Origin of the sequence: Streptomyces sp. NPDC050416 (assembly GCF_044458845.1) — a bacterium.
Classification (GTDB): Bacteria; Actinomycetota; Actinomycetes; order Streptomycetales; family Streptomycetaceae; genus Streptomyces.
This window is the reverse complement of the sequence record NZ_JBITII010000002.1, coordinates 454,174-472,278: the sequence shown is the minus strand read 5'-3', so window position 1 is coordinate 472,278 and position 18,105 is coordinate 454,174. Positions and strand designations below refer to the sequence as shown.

At 71.1% G+C, this 18,105-nt stretch carries 14 protein-coding genes and 1 pseudogene; 13 read left to right on the top strand and 2 right to left on the bottom strand.

Annotated features, from left to right (window positions below):
• Positions 1-74: 74 nt before the first annotated feature.
• The 4 genes and pseudogenes from ACIBL4_RS07170 to ACIBL4_RS07155 form a co-directional block, all read left to right on the top strand.
• Entirely contained in the window at positions 75-1,421 is a 1,347-nt protein-coding gene (locus tag ACIBL4_RS07170; protein WP_399407318.1) for a DUF6716 putative glycosyltransferase, read from the top strand.
• Positions 1,422-1,456: 35 nt separating this feature from the next.
• Positions 1,457-2,722, top strand: a complete 1,266-nt coding sequence (locus tag ACIBL4_RS07165) for a cytidylyltransferase domain-containing protein (protein ID WP_399407316.1) — start codon at positions 1,457-1,459, stop codon at positions 2,720-2,722.
• Between the two features lie 13 nt (positions 2,723-2,735).
• Positions 2,736-3,674, top strand: coding sequence for an N-acetylneuraminate synthase family protein (locus ACIBL4_RS07160; RefSeq protein WP_356927903.1), 939 nt, complete (start codon positions 2,736-2,738; stop codon positions 3,672-3,674).
• A 47-nt stretch (positions 3,675-3,721) separates the two neighbouring features.
• Positions 3,722-4,771: pseudogene (locus tag ACIBL4_RS07155) on the top strand (hypothetical protein); the annotation flags it as partial.
• Between the two features lie 784 nt (positions 4,772-5,555).
• Here ACIBL4_RS07155 and ACIBL4_RS07150 read toward each other — a convergent pair.
• Entirely contained in the window at positions 5,556-6,236 is a 681-nt protein-coding gene (locus ACIBL4_RS07150) for a class I SAM-dependent DNA methyltransferase (protein ID WP_399407314.1), read from the bottom strand.
• A gap of 299 nt (positions 6,237-6,535) precedes the next feature.
• Here ACIBL4_RS07150 and ACIBL4_RS07145 point away from each other — a divergent pair, with 299 nt between their 5' ends.
• The 9 genes from ACIBL4_RS07145 (at position 6,536) to ACIBL4_RS07105 (ending at position 17,261) form a co-directional block, all read left to right on the top strand.
• Positions 6,536-7,768, top strand: coding sequence for a M20 family metallopeptidase (locus ACIBL4_RS07145; protein WP_399408114.1), 1,233 nt, complete (start codon positions 6,536-6,538; stop codon positions 7,766-7,768).
• Positions 7,769-8,242: 474 nt separating this feature from the next.
• Positions 8,243-9,286: a BMP family protein gene (locus tag ACIBL4_RS07140; protein WP_399407312.1), complete on the top strand. Its 1,044-nt coding sequence runs from the start codon at positions 8,243-8,245 to the stop codon at positions 9,284-9,286.
• A gap of 309 nt (positions 9,287-9,595) precedes the next feature.
• The gene (locus ACIBL4_RS07135; protein WP_399407310.1) at positions 9,596-10,642 is read left to right on the top strand and encodes a BMP family protein; all 1,047 of its coding nucleotides are present in this window, start codon (positions 9,596-9,598) and stop codon (positions 10,640-10,642) included.
• 212 nt (positions 10,643-10,854) lie between these two features.
• Positions 10,855-12,426: an ABC transporter ATP-binding protein gene (locus ACIBL4_RS07130; protein ID WP_399407308.1), complete on the top strand. Its 1,572-nt coding sequence runs from the start codon at positions 10,855-10,857 to the stop codon at positions 12,424-12,426.
• On the top strand, positions 12,426-13,547 hold the full coding sequence (locus tag ACIBL4_RS07125; protein WP_399407306.1) for an ABC transporter permease: 1,122 nt from the start codon (positions 12,426-12,428) through the stop codon (positions 13,545-13,547). Before ACIBL4_RS07130 ends, ACIBL4_RS07125 begins: the two co-directional genes overlap by 1 nt.
• Positions 13,544-14,809: an ABC transporter permease gene (locus ACIBL4_RS07120; RefSeq protein WP_399407304.1), complete on the top strand. Its 1,266-nt coding sequence runs from the start codon at positions 13,544-13,546 to the stop codon at positions 14,807-14,809. Before ACIBL4_RS07125 ends, ACIBL4_RS07120 begins: the two co-directional genes overlap by 4 nt.
• Positions 14,806-15,210, top strand: a complete 405-nt coding sequence (locus tag ACIBL4_RS07115) for a cytidine deaminase (protein ID WP_399407302.1) — start codon at positions 14,806-14,808, stop codon at positions 15,208-15,210. The genes ACIBL4_RS07120 and ACIBL4_RS07115 overlap by 4 nt, the downstream gene beginning before the upstream one ends.
• A gap of 92 nt (positions 15,211-15,302) precedes the next feature.
• Positions 15,303-16,580 (top strand): thymidine phosphorylase, encoded by a 1,278-nt coding sequence (locus ACIBL4_RS07110; RefSeq protein ID WP_399408112.1) that lies wholly within the window; start codon positions 15,303-15,305, stop codon positions 16,578-16,580.
• 96 nt (positions 16,581-16,676) lie between these two features.
• Positions 16,677-17,261 (top strand): Uma2 family endonuclease, encoded by a 585-nt coding sequence (locus ACIBL4_RS07105; protein ID WP_399407300.1) that lies wholly within the window; start codon positions 16,677-16,679, stop codon positions 17,259-17,261.
• On the opposite strand, the gene ACIBL4_RS07100 is transcribed toward ACIBL4_RS07105, so the two are convergent.
• The gene (locus tag ACIBL4_RS07100) at positions 17,165-18,085 is read right to left on the bottom strand and encodes an AEC family transporter (protein ID WP_399407298.1); all 921 of its coding nucleotides are present in this window, start codon (positions 18,083-18,085) and stop codon (positions 17,165-17,167) included. The two genes, ACIBL4_RS07105 and ACIBL4_RS07100, sit on opposite strands and share 97 nt — an antisense overlap.
• Positions 18,086-18,105 lie beyond the last annotated feature (20 nt).

Here is an 18,105-nt window from a genome sequence, read left to right as displayed (position 1 = left end):
CGGTGGTGCGTTGTTAACTTTTCGTTGAGTCGTGGTTCCGCCATACCTAGGAATTGCTTCCTAGCGTCTTGGACGTGCCAGCAAGTACACCGAACCGCCCGCGAATCGCCGTCCTCGCGGACTCCGACACCCGATGGAAATGGGGTGCGCTCACCGCGCACCGCATCGCCCCGGGACAGTCCATGGAAACCGGACCGCGCGAGAGCGCGCAAGTCGGCCCCGCCCTCGACGGATTCCTGCTGCGCGGCCGGGCCACGCCCACGCCGCGCCAGCTGGAGGAAGTGGGCGTGCGCGCCGACTCGCTGCGGGAGGTCACCGCCGTCGAGTTCCTGCGCACCATGACCGAGGAGTCCTACGACGTCCTCGTCCTCGCCCTCGTCGGCGGCGGTGTGCAGGCGATGCTGCACGGCCTGGCGCGGGTCTGGCGGAACCGGACCTCGCGGCCCGTCGTCGTCACCGGCTACGTCGGTGTCGTCTACGAGAAGCTCGCCGACGGCCTGCTGCTGCGGCACGGCGCGGACCTGGTCCTCGCCAACTCCCGCCAGGACGCGGACCGTTTCCGGGCCGTCTACGAAGGGGTGGGCGCCGACGCCACGTCGGTGACCGAGGTGGCCCTGCCGTTCCTCGGCGGCGCGTCGTACGAAGGTGAACACGACCCCTACACAGTCGTCTTCGCCGCCCAGCCCTCCGTGCCGGAGAGCCGCAAGGACCGTACGTACCTGCTGAACCGGCTCGTCCAGCACGCCCGCAGGCACCCCGAGCGCGAGGTGCTGCTGAAGCTGCGCTCCATGCCGGGCGAACACACCACCCACATCGAGGAGTTGCCGTACCAGAAGCTGGTGCAGCGCCTCGATCCGCCGGCCAACTTCCGCCTGGTCTACGGGAACATGGGCGAGGTCCTCGACCGCACCGACCTGCTCGTGACGGTCAGCTCCACGGCCGCCCTGGAGTCGCTGCACCGCCGCATCCCGACCGTCGTGCTGACCGACCTGGGCGTGCGTGAGGCCCTCGGCAACCACCACTTCGTGGGCTCCGGCTGCCTCGCCTCCTGGGACCAGCTCGACGCCGGACACCGGCCCGCGCCCGACGAGGAGTGGGTCGCCCGGCAGGGCGTGGTAGCGGACGGCTCGTACGAGTCCGCCTTCGACGCGGCCCGCGAACGCATCGCCAAGCTGCTCGACCGGCCCGGTGGCCTGCCGCCGCTGGCCCCGTACTACACACCCGTCACCGCGCCCGGCTATCTGCCCGGCATCCTCGCCCGCCACCACCTCGGCCCGGACGGCACTCCGCTGCCCGGCGCGCCGGCCGCCGACAAGGAGCCCGGCCCGGTCCGGCAGATCGTGCGCCGGGCGGCGCGCGGCGCCTACCGGCACGGAGTGCAGCGCGTGGCGCCCGTCATCCGGCGGATGGGGGAGCTGTGAGCCGCACCGAGACCCCTGCTCAAGGAGTAGTCCCCATGTCCCAACCGGAAGCGGGCCGAGGCGCCTCGGTGCGCCGCGTGCTCGCGGTGATCCCCGCGCGCGGCGGCTCCAAGGGCGTCCCCGCGAAGAACCTCCTCCCCGTCGGCGGTGTCCCGCTCGTGGCGCGGGCGGTGCGCGAGTGCCGCGCCGCCCGGCTCGTCACGGACGTCGTGGTCTCCACCGACGACCAGGCCATCGCGGCCGCCGCCCGCCAGGCCGGCGCCGAGGTCGTGCTGCGGCCCGCCGCCATCGCCGGCGACACGGCCACGTCCGAGGCCGCCGTCCTGCACGCCATGGACGCGCACGAGGCCCTGCACGGCGCGGTCGTGGACGTCGTGCTGCTGGTGCAGTGCACCAGCCCGTTCATCACCCGCGAGGACGTGGACGGAGTCGCCGCGGCCATCGTGGAGAACGGCGCCGACACGGCCCTCACCGTGGCCCCGTTCCACGGCTTCGTCTGGCGCGACGCCGAGGACGAGGTCGCCGCCGGCACCGTCGCGGAGGCCGACGCGGCCACCGGCGGCGGCTACGGCGTCAACCACGACAAGTCTTTCCGCCCCCGCCGCCAGGACCGCCCCCAGGACCTGCTGGAGACCGGCGCCGCCTACGCCATGGAGGCGGCCGGCTTCCGCAAGCACCAGCACCGCTTCTTCGGCCGGACCGAACTGGTCCGCACCGACGCCGCACGCGTGCTGGAGATCGACGACCCGCACGACCTCGCCCGCGCCCGGGCCCTCGCGCCCCTCTTCGACGCGGACCGCCCCGGCGCGCTGCCGACCGCCGACGACATCGACGCGGTCGTCCTCGACTTCGACGGCACCCAGACCGACGACCGGGTGCTGGTCGACTCCGAAGGACGGGAGTTCGTCTCCGTGCACCGCGGGGACGGACTCGGCATCGCGGCCCTCCGCAGGAGCGGCCTGAAGATGCTGATCCTGTCCACGGAACAGAACCCTGTGGTCGCCGCCCGGGCCCGGAAGCTCAAGCTCCCGGTGCTGCACGGCATCGACCGCAAGGACCTCGCGCTGAAGCAGTGGTGCGAGGAGCAGGGCATCGCGCCGGAGCGCGTGCTCTACGTCGGCAACGACGTCAATGACCTCCCGTGCTTCGCCCTCGTGGGCTGGCCCGTGGCGGTCGCGAGCGCCCACGACGTCGTGCGCGGCGCCGCACGCGCGGTCACCACCGTCCCCGGTGGCGACGGCGCGATCCGAGAGATCGCCAGCTGGATCCTCGGCCCCTCTCTCGATTCCCTCACCAAGTAAGGACATCTCTGCCATGAGCACCAACTCCCGTATCCGCCGGTTCGGCACGCGCGAGGTCGGCCCGGGCCGTCCGGTCTACGTCTGCGGTGAGATCGGCATCAACCACAACGGCGAGCTCGAGAACGCCTTCAAGCTGATCGACGCCGCCGCCGAGGCCGGCTGCGACGCCGTCAAGTTCCAGAAGCGCACCCCGGAGATCTGCACCCCGCGCGACCAGTGGGACATCGAGCGCGACACGCCCTGGGGCCGGATGACCTACATCGACTACCGCCACCGCGTGGAGTTCGGCGAGGACGAGTACCGCGCGATCGACGAGTACTGCAAGTCGAAGAACATCGACTGGTTCGCCTCCCCGTGGGACACCGAGGCCGTCGCCTTCCTGGAGAAGTTCGACGTCCCCGCCCACAAGGTGGCCTCCGCCTCCCTCACCGACGACGAGCTGCTGCGGGCCCTGCGCGCCACGGGCCGCGCGGTGATCCTCTCCACCGGCATGTCGACCCCGAAGCAGATCCGCCACGCGGTGGAGGTCCTCGGCTCCGACAACATCCTGATGTGCCACGCCACGTCGACCTACCCGGCCAAGGCCGAGGAGCTCAACCTGCGCGTGATCAACACGCTGGAGAAGGAGTTCCCGAACGTCCCGATCGGCTACTCCGGCCACGAGACGGGCCTGCAGACCACGCTGGCCGCGGTCGCCCTGGGCGCCACCTTCGTCGAGCGTCACATCACCCTCGACCGCGCCATGTGGGGCTCGGACCAGGCCGCCTCCGTGGAGCCGCAGGGCCTCACCCGCCTCGTCCGTGACATCCGCACGATCGAGGCCTCCCTGGGCGACGGCGTGAAGAAGGTCTACGAGTCCGAGCTGGCCCCGATGAAGAAGCTGCGCCGCGTCGCCGGCGTGGTCGCCGAGGCGGAGATCGCCGACGCGGCGGGCGAGCCGGTCGGCGTCTGAGCGCACCACCCCCACAACCCCCCTTACGACGGGACGGTCGTACGTCGATGAGCCCCCGCGCCGGGAACGCCGGCCCCCACACTCTCGCGTTCGTCGAGAGTCCGGTACAGCTGCTGAACGTGCTGGAGTGGGCGCACGCGCATGCGCCCGGCGTGGGGCTCACCCTCGTGGTGCTGTCGCCCGTCGACCCGATGACGCGCGGTCAGCTGCGGCGGATGTCCGACCTGGCCCGCGACGAGGGGCACGAGGTCCGCTGGGAGGAGGCGCGCGGCGGGCCCCTGGCGCCGTTCCAGACCATCGGCGGCCTGGCCGGCCTGCTCCGCAGGGCGCGCCGGATCGTGCTGGGGGACCCCTTCTCCCGCTACGTCCAGCTGCTGCTGACGATCACCCGGGTCCGTGACCTGGTCGTCGTCGACGACGGCACGGCGACCTTGGAGTTCGTCGGCCAGCTCGCCCGGGGCGAACGGCTGGTGCGCTGGCACCGCAAGGGCGGCCGCCCCGGCCCACGCGACCTGATCTTCGCGCCGGTGTCCTCCTCGGCCCGGCGCCGCCTGACCCCGGGGGACGCGCGCCGGGTCGAGATCTTCTCCTCCATGCCGATGGAGCAGACCCCGGCGGGCGTCACCGTCAGCGCGAACGACTTCTCCTGGACCCGCGCCCGCTTCGGCCCGCCCCGCATCACCAAGGGCGCGGACATGGTGGGCACGTCCCTGGTGGAGACGGGCGTGGTCGACGACGACCACTACCTGGAGGCCGTCCGCGCCCTGGCCAGGGCCCACGGCGCCACCCGCTACTTCGCCCACCGCCGCGAGAGCACGGACAAGCTCCGCCGGCTCGCGGTCGAGACGGGCCTGGAGATCGTCCGCCCCGAGCTCCCCCTCGAACTGATCGCCCGCCGCGGCCCCATCGGCCGCACGATCCTCAGCTTCCCCTCCACGGTCGTCCACACGCTCCCCCTCGCCCTCTCCGGCACCGAGGTCCGCGTCGCGGTCTGCGACATCGACCCGACCTGGCTGACCGACCACGCCTCCCCACGCGCCCAGGGCTTCCTGTCGGGGGTGACGGGGGCGGCGCGCGACGTGCATCGCGTGTCCGCGGCCGGACCGGGGGAGGGGCCGGGGACGGAGGGCCAGGGGGGTCGGGGCCCGGGGAGTACGACCGGTCCGGGGGGACCGAGGGGCTCGGCTGCCGGGGGTCCGGCCGGTCCGGCCGGTCCGGCGGGTACGGCCGGCCAGGGGAGTGTCACGGGCACGACGGGCTCGGCCGGGACAGCGGGTTCGGCGGGTTCGGCGGGTTCGGCCGGGACGGTGGGTTCGGAGGGCATGATCGGCTCGGCCGGGTCGGTGGGCTCGGGAGGTACCCCAGGCCCGGCCGGGGCGGCGGGCGCGGTGACTGCCGGTTGACGTGCTGGAGATTCCCGGGGGCCGGCGGGTTCGAGCGGGTCAGCGGACTGTAGGACCTATCGGCGGTCTCACGGCCTCATCGGTCCCATCCGGCCTCAGCGGCCTCGCGGCCTCGGCGGCGTTCAGGGAGTCGGCGGTTTCGCCGGGTCAGCGGGCTGTCAGACGGCTTGGCGGCTCGGCAGTTCGGTGGGGGCCCGACGGTTCAGGACGACGTCTCGGACGTGGCGGCATACGCGGCCGTCACCGCCATCACAGCCAGGGCACCCAGGGCTGCCGGACCAGCTGGGGCGGCCGGAGCAGCCGCAGAGGCCAGGGCCGCCGGAGCCGCCGGGGCAGCCGGGCCGCCGGAGCCGCCGGGACCGCCGGGACCGCCGGGACCGCCGGGGCCACCGGGGCGGACGGAGCCCCCGGGCCGGACTGCCATGACAGCCTGAGGACCCGCCACCTCCTGGCCCGGATGCTCACCCCCGGCCAGGACTCACGCTCCGGCAGGAGCCGGCTTGCGGGCCAGGAGGAACGCTCGGGGACGCTGTTCCTCGCCCTCGGCCTCCCGCAGCACACGGGCGTAGAGCTCCAGGCCCGCCTCCGCGAGCCGCGCCGCGACGGTCTCCGGCGTGCGCCAGAAGTAATCGAGCGAGATCTCCTGCCCGAAGCGCTCGGTGAGGTGCGCGCGGCCGTCCTCGGCACCTGACTGGAAACCGAGCAGCACGGGCGCGCCCGGCACCAGGACGCGGTGGAACCCGGCGAAGACCGAGGGCAGATGCTCGTCCGGCACATGGATGATCGAGTACAGGGCGACGATGCCGCCGAGTGTCTCGTCCGGCAGGTCCAGGGCCGTCATCGAACCGACGTGGAACCGCAGCCGAGGGTGCGCCCGGCGGGCCAGGGCCACCATGCGCGGTGAGACGTCCACCCCGAACACCGGCAGGCCCATGTCGTGCAGCCGGGCCGCCACGTACCCGGGCCCGCTGCCGATGTCGGCGACCGGCGGCCGTACCGGCGCCCCGGGGGCACGCACCAGGTCGACGAAGGCCGTGAGGAGGGCCCGCTCCAGCGGCCTCCCGGCGAGACTGTCCGGGAACCCGGCGGCATAGTCCTCGGCGATGGCGTCGTAGGAGGCCTGGGTGGACTCGACGAACTCGGGGCTGTCGGCGTGCACGGGGCGCACACTATCGGGGCCGGGCGTCCGCCAGACGAACAAGGCCGTGTTCCCCGCGCAGGGCGTGGTATCCGTGGAGGAGGATGGATGGATAACGGCGTCGCGGCGCAGGTGTGGTTGAAGTCACATCTGTGGGCCGTGGTGACCGGCTCGGCCCGAAGACGGGCGAGTTTACCCATCTGGCTTGATAGCTATACGTTCGGCGGTCATATTTTCTGCCCCCTAACGGGTTGAAGTTTTGTTGATCGAGGGTCAGCCGACCGCCCTGGCGCCCTACCCTTCAGAGGGTGAAGCAATTGATGTCACTGGAGTCCGAGGTCGATCTTCCCGGGGGAGCCGTACTTCCCGGTGCGCTGCCCGACGCTCTGCGCGCCGAGCTCATCGCGTTCCGACGCGACCTGCACATGCACCCGGAGCTGGGCAACCAGGAGTTCCGCACGACAGCCGCGATCAAGGAGCGGCTGGAGAGGGCCGGCCTCAAGCCGCACGTCCTCGCCGTCGGGACCGGACTCGTCTGTGACATCGGCGTAGAGGGCGAGCAGTGGGACGGGGGCCCCAGCATGCTCGCCATGCGGGCCGACATCGACGGCCTGCCCATCCCCGACATGAAGAGCGACTGCCCGTACCGCTCGACCGTGCCCGACCGCGCGCACGCCTGCGGCCACGACGTGCACACCACCGTCGTCCTCGGCGCGGGCCTCGTCCTCGCGGAGCTCCACAAGCAGGGCCTGCTGCCCCGCCCCGTCCGGCTGATCTTCCAGCCCGCCGAGGAGGTGCTGCCCGGCGGTGCCGCCGACGTCATCAAGTGCGGGGCGCTGGAAGGGGTCGGCGCGATCATCGCCGTGCACTGCGACCCCCGGGTGGACGCGGGGCAGGTCGGACTCCGGGAGGGGCCCATCACCTCGGCCTGCGACCGGCTGGAGATCGCCCTGAACGGCCCGGGCGGGCATACCGCACGCCCCCACCTCACGACCGACCTGGTCACCGCGGCCGCCCGCGTCGTCACCGACGTACCCGCCCTGGTCGGCCGGCGCTTCGACAGCCGGAGCGGGCTCGCCATCACCTGGGGCCGCGTCGAGTCCGGGCACGCGCCCAACGTCATCCCGCAGCACGCCGAGCTCTCCGGCACCGTGCGGTGCCTCGACATCGAGGCGTGGCGGCAGGCCCCCGACGTCGTGGTCGCCGCGATCGACGAGATCGCCAACCTGCACCGCGCCAAGTCGGAGATCAACTACGTCCGCGGCGTCCCGCCCGTCGTCAACGAGCCCGGTGTGACGGAGCTGCTGCGCGACGCCATGATCGCCCGACGCGGCGTCGACTCGGTCGTCGGCACGGAGCAGAGCCTCGGCGGCGAGGACTTCTCCTGGTACCTGGAACACGTCCCCGGCGCGATGGCCCGCCTGGGCGTACGCACCCCCGGCGAACGCCAGGTGCGCGACCTCCACCAGGGCGACTTCGACGTGGACGAGTCCGCGATCACGGTAGGCGTAGAACTCTTCACAGCAGCGGCCCTGGTCAACGGCCTCCGCTAATCCGTCGGGGGTGCCGGAACCCGGCCGCGGCTGAAGCCACCTTCGCGGGGGCGCGGGGAACTGCGCGACGAGCCGCGACGGTGCCGCACGCGGTCGCGGGGTTGGGGGCGCGGGGAACTGCGCGACGAGCCACGACGGTGCCGCACTCGGACGCGGGCCCCCGGTGACGACCACCCCCGGTGCCCCGTGCACCCTCGGGCCCCGTCCACACCGGCCCCATCCCCCCGGCGGCGTCTCCGGTTGCGAGCGGCGCAGCCCCACGGCAGCCTGGTGCGCGTGACCAGCAGGCATGCGCCGTGTGCCCGAGTACACCTTTCGACCCCGTTCGATCCCGTGGTTCACAAGGGCGTAACCGGCCATCGGCACGAATGGATAACGGCCCCGCGGCGAACCGTTCCCAGGAGTGTCTACGCGCGTTAATGTGCGCCGAACCGAGCACCCGCTGCGGGGCTTTGGAGAATGGGGAACTTCACGATGCGTCGGATTTCCAAACTGACCCGCGTCGCGGTGGGGGTCGCGTCGCTCGGGCTCGTCGCCACGGCGTGTGGCGGCACCAGTGGTGACAGTGGCGACAGCGACAGCAAAGACCGTGGCATCGCCATCGCCTACGACATCGGCGGCAAGGGCGACCAGTCCTTCAACGACGCCGCCTACGCGGGCCTGACGAAGGCCAAGGACCAGTTCGGCTACCAGACGGCCGACATCGAGCCCACCGAGGGCGAGACGAGCGCCGACAAGGAGCAGCGTCTCGTCTCGCTGGCCAGGCAGGGCTACAACCCGGTCATCGGCGTCGGGTTCGTCTACGGCCCGGCGATGAAGGCCGCGGCCGCCAAGTACCCGGACACCACCTTCGGCATCGTGGACGCCGTGGTCGAGGGCAAGAACGTCGCCTCACTCGTCTTCGCCGAGGAGCAGGCCTCGTACCTGGCCGGCGTCGCCGCAGCCAAGGCCACCAAGTCGAACACGGTCGGCTTCGTGGGCGGCGTGGACATCCCGCTGATCCACAAGTTCGAGGCCGGCTACAAGCAGGGTGTCGAGGACACCAAGCCCGAGGTGAAGGTCCTGTCGCAGTACCTCACACAGACGGCCGAGGAGGGCGGTTTCTCCAGCCCCGACAAGGGCAAGGCCGCCGCCGAGGGGCAGATCGAGAAGAAGGCCGACGTGCTCTACGCGGCCGCCGGCCTGTCCGGCCAGGGCGTGATCGAGGCCGCCGCCAAGGCGAAGGTCTGGGCCATCGGCGTCGACTCCGACCAGTACAAGCAGGCCGCCCTCGCCCCGTACAAGAACTACATCCTCACCTCCGCCCTCAAGGACGTCGGCGGAGCGGTCTACACGCTGGCCAAGTCCGTCAAGGACGGCAAGCCCCTGACGGGCACTCAGACCTTCGACCTGAAGGTCAATGGCGTGGGCCTGTCCGAGGCGAACCCCGAGTACGCCAAGATCCCGGGTCTCAAGGCGGCCGTGGACAAGGCCAAGGAAGGCATCACCGACGGTTCCATCAAGGTCAAGACCGAGTAGGACGTCAACGGTCTGCGACAGCCGGAGCGGGGGGGGCCCCCGGGGGGCCCCCCCCCGCTCCGCCGTTCCCGTGGGGAACAGGAATCGGAGGCCGGGAGGCGGGAACCGGATCACCCAGCGCCACCCTCCGTTCGCAGTCGGCAACGCCCCGACCAAGGCCGGGTGATGGCTTGGCCACGGCCGCATAACAAGGTGGACAGAAGGGGTTTTCAGGCAGGTCTACGCGCGTTAATCTGCGGCGAAGCCAGCGCCGAAGCTGAACCGTCCCGGCGCTGTGCGGCCCCGGTAGTACGACAGGAGCACCCACACATGCGCCGGATTTCCCGGATCACGGTCGCAGGCGCAGCGACCGCCTCCCTGGCCCTCGCCCTCTCCGCCTGTGGCAGCACCTCGACCTCCGGGTCGTCGGACTCGAAGGGGAACAAGGGCCTCGCCATCGCGTACGACGTCGGCGGCAAGGGCGACCAGTCCTTCAACGACGCCGCGTACGCGGGCCTGGAGCAGGCGAAGAAGGAGTTCGGTTACCAGACGGCCGACCTGGAGCCCACCGAGGGCGAGACGGACGCCGACAAGGAGCAGCGTCTGGTCTCGCTGGCGAAGCAGGGCTACAACCCGGTCATCGGCGTCGGCTACGCGTACGCCGGGGCCGTCAAGGGCGCCGCGGAGAAGTTCCCGAAGACCACCTTCGGCATCGTCGACGACGCCACGATCAACTCCAAGAACGTCGCCGACCTCGTCTTCAGCGAGGAGCAGGCCTCGTACCTGGCCGGTGTCGCCGCCGCCAGGAGCACCAAGTCGAACGTCGTCGGCTTCGTCGGCGGTGTGGACATCCCGCTGATCCACAAGTTCCAGGCGGGCTTCGAGCAGGGCGTCAAGGACACGAACCCGAAGGTGAAGGTCCTGTCGCAGTACCTGACGCAGACGGCCGAGGAGGGTGGTTTCTCCAGCCCCGACAAGGGCAAGACGGCTGCCGAGGGTCAGATCGAGAAGAAGGCCGACGTCGTGTACGCGGCCGCCGGCCTGTCCGGTCAGGGTGTCATCGAGGCCGCCGCCGCCAAGAAGGTGTGGGCCATCGGTGTGGACTCCGACCAGTACAAGCAGGAGGCCCTCGCCAAGTACAAGGACTTCATCCTCACCTCGGCGATGAAGGACGTCGCCAAGGCGGTGTACAACCTGGCGAAGTCGGTCGAGGACGGCAAGCCCGAGACCGGTATCGTTCGTGGCGATCTGAAGACCGGCGAGGTGAGCCTGTCGGACTCCAACCCGAAGTTCGCGGACGACGCCGAGCTTCAGGAAGCCATCAAGACGGCCAAGGAGAAGATCATCAGCGGCGAGATCAAGGTCAAGAGCAGCTGACGACCGACTGCCTCGAAAGCAGGCGGTAACCCCCGGGGTTACGTCCGCTCGACGGGGTACGGGGAGGCTGCTCCCAGTACCCCGTTGTCGCGGTGCGTCGGCCCCTTTGTATGCCGTAGGGGCGCTACGCGCGTAGACGGCCCCCGTCCCCAGGAGAGTGCGCCATCAACGCGTCCAGCAGCCCTCCGGCCGGAGCGGCGGTCAAGGAATCGGTGACCGCCGTCGAGCTCGCCGGGATCACGAAACGTTTCCCGGGCGTCGTGGCCAACCACGACATCCACCTCAGCGTCCGCAAGGGCACCGTGCACGCCCTCGTCGGCGAGAACGGCGCCGGCAAGTCGACGCTGATGAAGATCCTCTACGGCATGCAGAAGCCGGACGAGGGCACCATCACCGTCGACGGCGAGCAGGTCGGTTTCTCGTCGCCGGCCGACGCCATCGCCCGCGGCATCGGCATGGTCCACCAGCACTTCATGCTCGCCGACAACCTCACGGTCCTCGAGAACGTCGTGCTCGGCAGCGAGAAGCTGTACGGCATCGGCGCCAAGGCCCGCCGCAAGATCAAAGAGCTCTCCGAGCGCTACGGCCTCGACGTCGAGCCCGACCTCCTGGTCGAGGAACTCGGCGTCGCCGCCCGCCAGCGCGTGGAGATCCTCAAGGTCCTCTACCGCGGCGCCCGCACCCTCATCCTGGACGAGCCGACCGCCGTGCTCGTCCCGCAGGAGGTCGACGCCCTCTTCGCCAACCTGCGCGAACTGCGCTCCGAGGGCCTGTCGGTCATCTTCATCTCGCACAAGCTCGGCGAGGTGCTCTCCGTCGCCGACGAGATCACCGTCATCCGCCGCGGCACCACCGTCGGCACGGCCGTCCCCGCCGAGACCACCTCACGCCAGCTCGCCGAGATGATGGTCGGCAGCGAACTGCCCACGCCCGAGACGGCCGAGTCCACGGTCACCGACCGACCGGTCATCAGCGTCGACAAGCTCCGCCTGGCCGCCCCCAGCGGCAGGGCCCTGCTCGACGACATCAGCTTCACCATCCACGCGGGCGAGGTCCTCGGCATCGCCGGTGTCGAGGGCAACGGCCAGACCGAGCTGGTCGACGCGCTCATCGGCCTGCGGGCCGCCGACTCCGGCACCATCCGGCTCGCCGACGAGGAGATCACCGCCTGGCCCACCCGCAGGCGCCGTGAGCAGGGCATCGGCTACATCCCCGAGGACCGCCACCGCCACGGCCTGCTCCTGGAGGCACCCCTCTGGGAGAACCGCATCCTCGGCCACGTCACCGAGAAGCCGCTCGCCAAGGGCGTCTGGCTGGACCCGAAGGCGGCCCAGGAGGACACCCGGCGGATCGTCACGGAGTACGACGTCCGCACCCCCGGCATCGACGTCACCGCCGCCTCCCTGTCCGGCGGCAACCAGCAGAAGCTGATCGTCGGCCGCGAGATGAGCCACAAGCCGCGCTTCCTGATCGCCGCCCACCCCACCCGGGGCGTGGACGTCGGTGCCCAGGCCGCCATCTGGGACCACATCCGCGAGGCCCGCCGCGAGGGCCTGGCCGTCCTGTTGATCTCCGCCGACCTGGACGAGCTCATCGGCCTGTCCGACACGCTGCGCGTGATCTACAACGGCAAGCTGGTCGCGGACGCCGACCCGGCCACCATCACCCCCGAGGAGCTCGGCTCGGCCATGACCGGTGCCGCCACCGGGCACCTCGAGCACGAAGAGACCCCCGAGACCTCGAAGGCCGACGCCCCCGAGTCTCCGGAAGACGAGGCCCGCTGATGAAGAAGTTCGACAGGGAGCGCGTGCTCCTCGCGGTGGCCGGACCGGTCATCGCGCTCGCCGTGGCCTTCGTCCTGAGCGCGATCGTGCTGGTCGCGTCGGGCAAGAGCCCCGTCGAGCCGTTCGCCCTGATGTTCGAGCAGCTGAGCTTCTCCGACATCCAGGTCCTGATCATCAACCAGGCGTCGATGTACTACATCGCGGCCCTCGCGGTGGCCATCGGCTTCCGGATGAACCTGTTCAACATCGGCGTCGACGGCCAGTACCAGCTCGGCGCGATGCTGGCCGCGATCGTCGGCGCCCACGTCGCCCTGCCGGCCGCCCTGCAGGTCCCGCTGCTGCTCCTGACCGCTGTCCTCACCGGCGCCTTCTGGGCCGGCATCGCGGGTGTCCTGAAGGTCACCCGCGGCGTCAGCGAGGTCGTCGCCACGATCATGCTCAACGCGATCGCCACCTCCGTGATCGCCTACCTGTGGCTGCCGAACGTCTTCGGTGTGAAGGTCGGCAACAACAACACCACCGGCGAGATGCACGAGTCCGGCTGGATCCCCGGCATCCCCATGGGCGCGGCCGGCGAGATCTACGGCCTGGTGCTGCTCGCCGTCCTGCTCGGCATCGGCTACTGGGTCGTCCTCAACCGCACCCGCTTCGGCTTCGACCTGCGCGCCTCCGGCGCTTCGCAGACCGCCGCCGCGGCCAGCGGTGTGGACCCGGGGCGCATGGTGCTCAGCGCCATGCTGATCTCCGGCGGCATCGCGGGCCTCGCCGGCCTGCCGATCCTGCTCGGCGACACCCACACCTACAGCCTGAACTTCCCCACGGGCATCGGCTTCCTCGGCATCGGCATCGCCCTGCTCGGCCGCAACAGCCCCGTGGGCATCGCCTTCGCCGCCCTGCTGTGGGCCTGGCTCGACAAAGCCTCGCCCGAGCTGGACTTCCACGGCTACGACAAGGAGATCGCGGTCATCATGCAGGGCCTGATCGTGCTCTCCGTCGTCGTCTCCTACGAGGCCGTCCGCGAGTGGGGCCTGCGCCGCCAGCAGCGCCGGGTCGGCGCCGAACTGGCCGCCGGCCACGTCCTCGGCAACAACAACACCACGAAGGAGGTGGCTGGCCGATGACCACCGCGACCGACCTCAACCAGCCCACGCTGCAGCCCGCGGCGCCGACCGGCCGCCGCCTGTCGTGGCCCGTCCTGCTGCTGATCATCGCCGGCGGACTGGCGCTCACCTCGATCGTCCGCCTCATCACCGGCGCCGACGGCATCACCAACGTCAGCCAGATGTCCACCGCGCTCCAGCTCGCCGTGCCGATCGGCCTCGCCGGTCTCGGCGGCCTGTGGGCCGAGCGCGCGGGCGTGGTCAACATCGGCCTCGAGGGCATGATGATCCTCGGCACCTGGTTCGGCGCCTGGGCCGGCTTCCAGTGGGGCCCCTGGACCGGTGTCCTCGTGGGCATCGCGGGCGGCGCGATCGGCGGCCTGCTGCACGCCTTCGTGACCGTCACCTTCAACGTCAACCACATCGTCTCCGGTGTGGCCATCAACATCCTCGCCCTCGGCGCCACCCGCTACCTCGCGCCCCTCGCCTTCGAGGGCCACACGGGCGGCTCCGCCAAGCAGTCCCCGGCCGTCGACTCCCTCGGCAGCTTCACCGTGCCGGGCTTGTCCGACGCGCTCCGGGACCTCAACAACCAGGGCTGGTTCTTCGTCTCGGACATCGCCGGCCTGCTCGGCGGCCTGGTCACCAACGTCTCCTGGCTGACCCTGGTCGCCGTCGCGCTGATCCCCGGCACCTGGTGGGTGCTGTGGCGCACCGCGTTCGGCCTGCGGCTGCGCTCCTGCGGCGAGAACCCGGTCGCCGCCGAATCCCTCGGCGTCAACGTCTACAAGTACAAGTACATCGCCGTGATCATCTCCGGCGGTCTGGCCGGCCTCGGCGGTGTCTTCCTGTCGATCGTCGCGAACCCCTTCTACCTGGAGGGCCAGGTCAGCGGCCGCGGCTTCATCGGCCTCGCGGCGATGATCTTCGGTAACTGGATGCCGGGCGGACTCGCCCTCGGCGCGGGCCTGTTCGGCTACACCGACAGCCTCAACCTGCGCGGCGGCTCGGCCAACGTCCACGCCCTGCTGCTGCTCGGCGCGCTGCTGCTGGTCATCGGCGCGATCTGGCTCGTGATCCGCAAGAAGTACGTCCCGGCCGTGGCGACCCTGATCGCCGGCGCCCTGGTGTTCGCCTGGTACGCGACCACGGACGAGGTCCCGAACCAGGTCGTCTCCGCCACGCCGTACGTCATCACCCTGGTGGTCCTCGCCCTGTCCGCCCAGCGCCTGCGGATGCCGAGGGCGAACGGCATGCCGTACCGGAAGGGGCAGGGCAAGTGACCGGGGCCGGCCCGGACGTCGACTGGGAGAAGCTGCGCGCGGTGGCCCGGGACGCCATGTCCCGGGCGTACGCCCCGTACTCCGGCTACCCGGTCGGCGTGGCTGCCCTGGTCGACGACGGCCGGATCATCTCCGGCTGCAACGTCGAGAACGCCTCGTACGGGCTCGGCCTGTGCGCCGAGTGCGGTCTGGTCTCCGAGCTGCACAACACCGGCGGCGGCCGGCTGACGCACTTCACCTGCGTCGACCGCGACGGCGCCACGCTCGTGCCGTGCGGCCGCTGCCGCCAGCTGCTGCACGAGTTCGGCGGCCCGGACCTGCTGCTGGAGACCCCGGCGGGGATCCTGCCGCTGTCGGCGATGCTGCCCCAGGCCTTCGGCCCGGAGCACCTCACCAAGTAATCCCCGTGCGGCCCCCCTGAGTTGCTCACGCGACCGGCTCAGGGGGGCCGTACGGCTTCTGGAATCCTCGGAAGGAAGCCCAAGCCATGGCCATGGACGCCATCTCCGTCATCCGCACCAAGCGGGACCGCGGCGAACTCAGCGACGAGCAGATCGACTGGGTCATCGACGCGTACACCCGCGGGGAGGTGGCCGACGAGCAGATGTCGGCCCTCGCGATGGCCATCCTGCTCAACGGCATGAACCGCCGCGAGATCGCCCGCTGGACGGCCGCGATGATCGCCTCCGGCGAGCGCATGGACTTCTCGTCCCTGTCCCGCCCGACGGCCGACAAGCACTCCACCGGCGGCGTCGGCGACAAGATCACCCTCCCGCTCGCCCCCCTGGTCGCCGCCTGCGGTGCCGCGGTCCCGCAGCTGTCCGGCCGCGGCCTCGGCCACACGGGCGGCACGCTGGACAAGCTGGAGTCGATCCCCGGCTGGCGCGCCCTGCTCTCCAACGAGGAGATGCTGCACGTCCTGGACACCACGGGCGCGGTGATCTGCGCGGCGGGCGACGGCCTGGCCCCGGCCGACAAGAAGCTGTACGCCCTGCGCGACGTCACCGGCACGGTCGAGGCGATCCCGCTGATCGCCTCCTCGATCATGTCGAAGAAGATCGCGGAGGGCACGGGCTCCCTGGTCCTGGACGTGAAGGTCGGCACGGGCGCCTTCATGAAGACCCTGGAGGACGCCCGCGAACTGGCCTCCACGATGGTGGGCCTCGGCACCGACCACGGCGTGAAGACGGTCGCGCTGCTCACCGACATGTCGACCCCGCTCGGCCTGACGGCCGGCAACGCGCTGGAGGTCCGCGAGTCGGTGGAGGTCCTCGCGGGCGGCGGCCCGGCGGACGTGGTCGAGCTGACGATCGCCCTGGCCCGCGAGATGCTCGACGCGGCGGGCATCAGGGACGCCGACCCGGCGAAGGCCCTGGCCGACGGCTCGGCGATGGACGTCTGGCGCCGCATGATCACGGCCCAGGGCGGCGACCCGGACGCGGAGCTGCCGGTGGCTCGCGAACAGCACGTGATCAAGGCCCCGGCCTCGGGCGTCCTCACCCGCCTCGACGCCTACGGCATCGGCGTCGCGGCCTGGCGCCTGGGCGCGGGCCGCGCCCGCAAGGAGGACCCGGTCCAGGCGGGCGCGGGCATCGAGATGCACGCCAAGCCCGGCGACCAGGTCACCGAGGGCCAGCCCCTCCTGACCCTCCACACGGACACGCCCGAGCGCTTCGAGTACGCGCTGGACGCGGTCGAGGGCTCGTACGACATCGCCGCGCCGGGGACGGCCTTCGAGGCGTCGCCGGTGGTGCTGGAACGTATCGCCTGACCAGGCGGTTTCCCTTTCGGGTGAACGGGATCGGTGGACCGCCACCGGTCCCGTTCGGCATGCTGGGATCGGTGACGCACTGATCGGAGAACCGCCATGAGCGCACTCACCGTCGACCACTCGACGGCCAACGGCCACGAGTGGGACGACCTCGTCCGGATCTGGCAGGAGACGGACGCGCCTGAGGGCTGCAAGGTGGAGATCATCGAGCGGATCGTCACCGTGGCGCCACCGCCGTCCAATGCCCACAACGACATCGTTGATCTGGTTCAGCGAGCCCTGTACGAGGTCATCCCCAGGAACCGGGGCATCTACCAGACTCTGGGTACGGCGGTTCCGTCCCGTGACGGGCTCTACATCCCTGATCTCGCCGTCGCCCCCAGGCAGGTGCTGCGCAGCGAGGGCGGCAACTTCATCCCGGCGTCCGCCGCTGAACTCGTCGTCGAGATCACGTCCAAGTCCAATGCGGCCCATGACCGGATCAAGAAGGCCGCGGGTTATGCCCAGGCCGCAGTTCCGCTGTACCTGCTCATCGACGGCTGGGCCCCCGGCGGCCCCACCATCACTTCGCAAGCTGAGCTTCCTCACCCCAACACCGCCGCCACCACCACCAGAACCGGCACCGACACCACCGTCGACAACAGGATCGACTCCCTCGCCAGCGCCTCGCCCACCCGGTAGCTGCTCGCGTACGTGAACAGGTTCTGCGCCGCCGGAAGCGCCGACGTCACCACCACGTCGAGCAGTAGGGCCCCGTGCAGGCCGAAGACGCCCGCTGCGAGGGCCCAGGCGACCAGGGGCTGGATGACCGCCTTGAGGGTCACGGCGAGGAGGACAGGGGCCCGTTCCGCGCCGCGCAGCGGAAGCGTGCTGCCGCGCAGGGAGATGCCGAAGGCCAGGAGGACCGCCGGGACCGACATGTTGCCGATCAGGGTGAGCGGGTCCATCAAGGGGCCGGGGACGTGCAGGCCCGACGCCGACGCCGCCACACCGGCCAGGGAGCCCAGGGCTATCGGATTGCGCAGAGGCGTGAGCAGGCGCTGCCACAGAGGCCGCTTCTCGCCGCCGCTCGCCAGGTCCAGGACCGTCAGCGCCACCGGCGTGACCCCGACCAGCTGGAACAGCAGCACCGGCGCGACCAACGACGCGTCGCCCAGCACGTACACCGCGATCGGGATGCCGAGGTTGCCCGAGTTGACGTAGCTGGAGCACAGCGCGCCGATCGTCGTCCGGCCCACGCCCCAGCCCCGCGCGGCACCCACCGCCACGAAGACACCCGCCACCGCCGCCGTGCTCATCGCCGTGACCAGCAGCCGGTCGGAGAAGATCACCGACAGGTCGGCCCGGGCGAGCGTCGTGAAGAGCAGGGCGGGAGACGCCACGTGGAAGGCCAGCTTCGTCAGGACCTCGCGCCCGCCGTCGCCCAGATACCCCCGGCGGCCGATCAGATAGCCGACCCCGATGACGACCGCGATGACCGCGAAGCCGCTCAGCACCCCTCGCACGGGGGCCCCTCACCGGCGAC

Excerpts from the sequence above, each read along its gene's own strand:
- ACIBL4_RS07165 (WP_399407316.1), top strand. The coding sequence starts at position 1,457 with ATGTCCCAACCGGAAGCGGGCCGAGGCGCCTCGGTGCGCCGCGTGCTC.
- ACIBL4_RS07160 (WP_356927903.1), top strand. The coding sequence starts at position 2,736 with ATGAGCACCAACTCCCGTATCCGCCGGTTCGGCACGCGCGAGGTCGGC.
- ACIBL4_RS07145 (WP_399408114.1), top strand. The coding sequence starts at position 6,536 with ATGTCACTGGAGTCCGAGGTCGATCTTCCCGGGGGAGCCGTACTTCCC.
- ACIBL4_RS07140 (WP_399407312.1), top strand. The coding sequence starts at position 8,243 with ATGCGTCGGATTTCCAAACTGACCCGCGTCGCGGTGGGGGTCGCGTCG.
- ACIBL4_RS07135 (WP_399407310.1), top strand. The coding sequence starts at position 9,596 with ATGCGCCGGATTTCCCGGATCACGGTCGCAGGCGCAGCGACCGCCTCC.
- ACIBL4_RS07125 (WP_399407306.1), top strand. The coding sequence starts at position 12,426 with ATGAAGAAGTTCGACAGGGAGCGCGTGCTCCTCGCGGTGGCCGGACCG.
- ACIBL4_RS07120 (WP_399407304.1), top strand. The coding sequence starts at position 13,544 with ATGACCACCGCGACCGACCTCAACCAGCCCACGCTGCAGCCCGCGGCG.
- ACIBL4_RS07110 (WP_399408112.1), top strand. The coding sequence starts at position 15,303 with ATGGACGCCATCTCCGTCATCCGCACCAAGCGGGACCGCGGCGAACTC.
- ACIBL4_RS07105 (WP_399407300.1), top strand. The coding sequence starts at position 16,677 with ATGAGCGCACTCACCGTCGACCACTCGACGGCCAACGGCCACGAGTGG.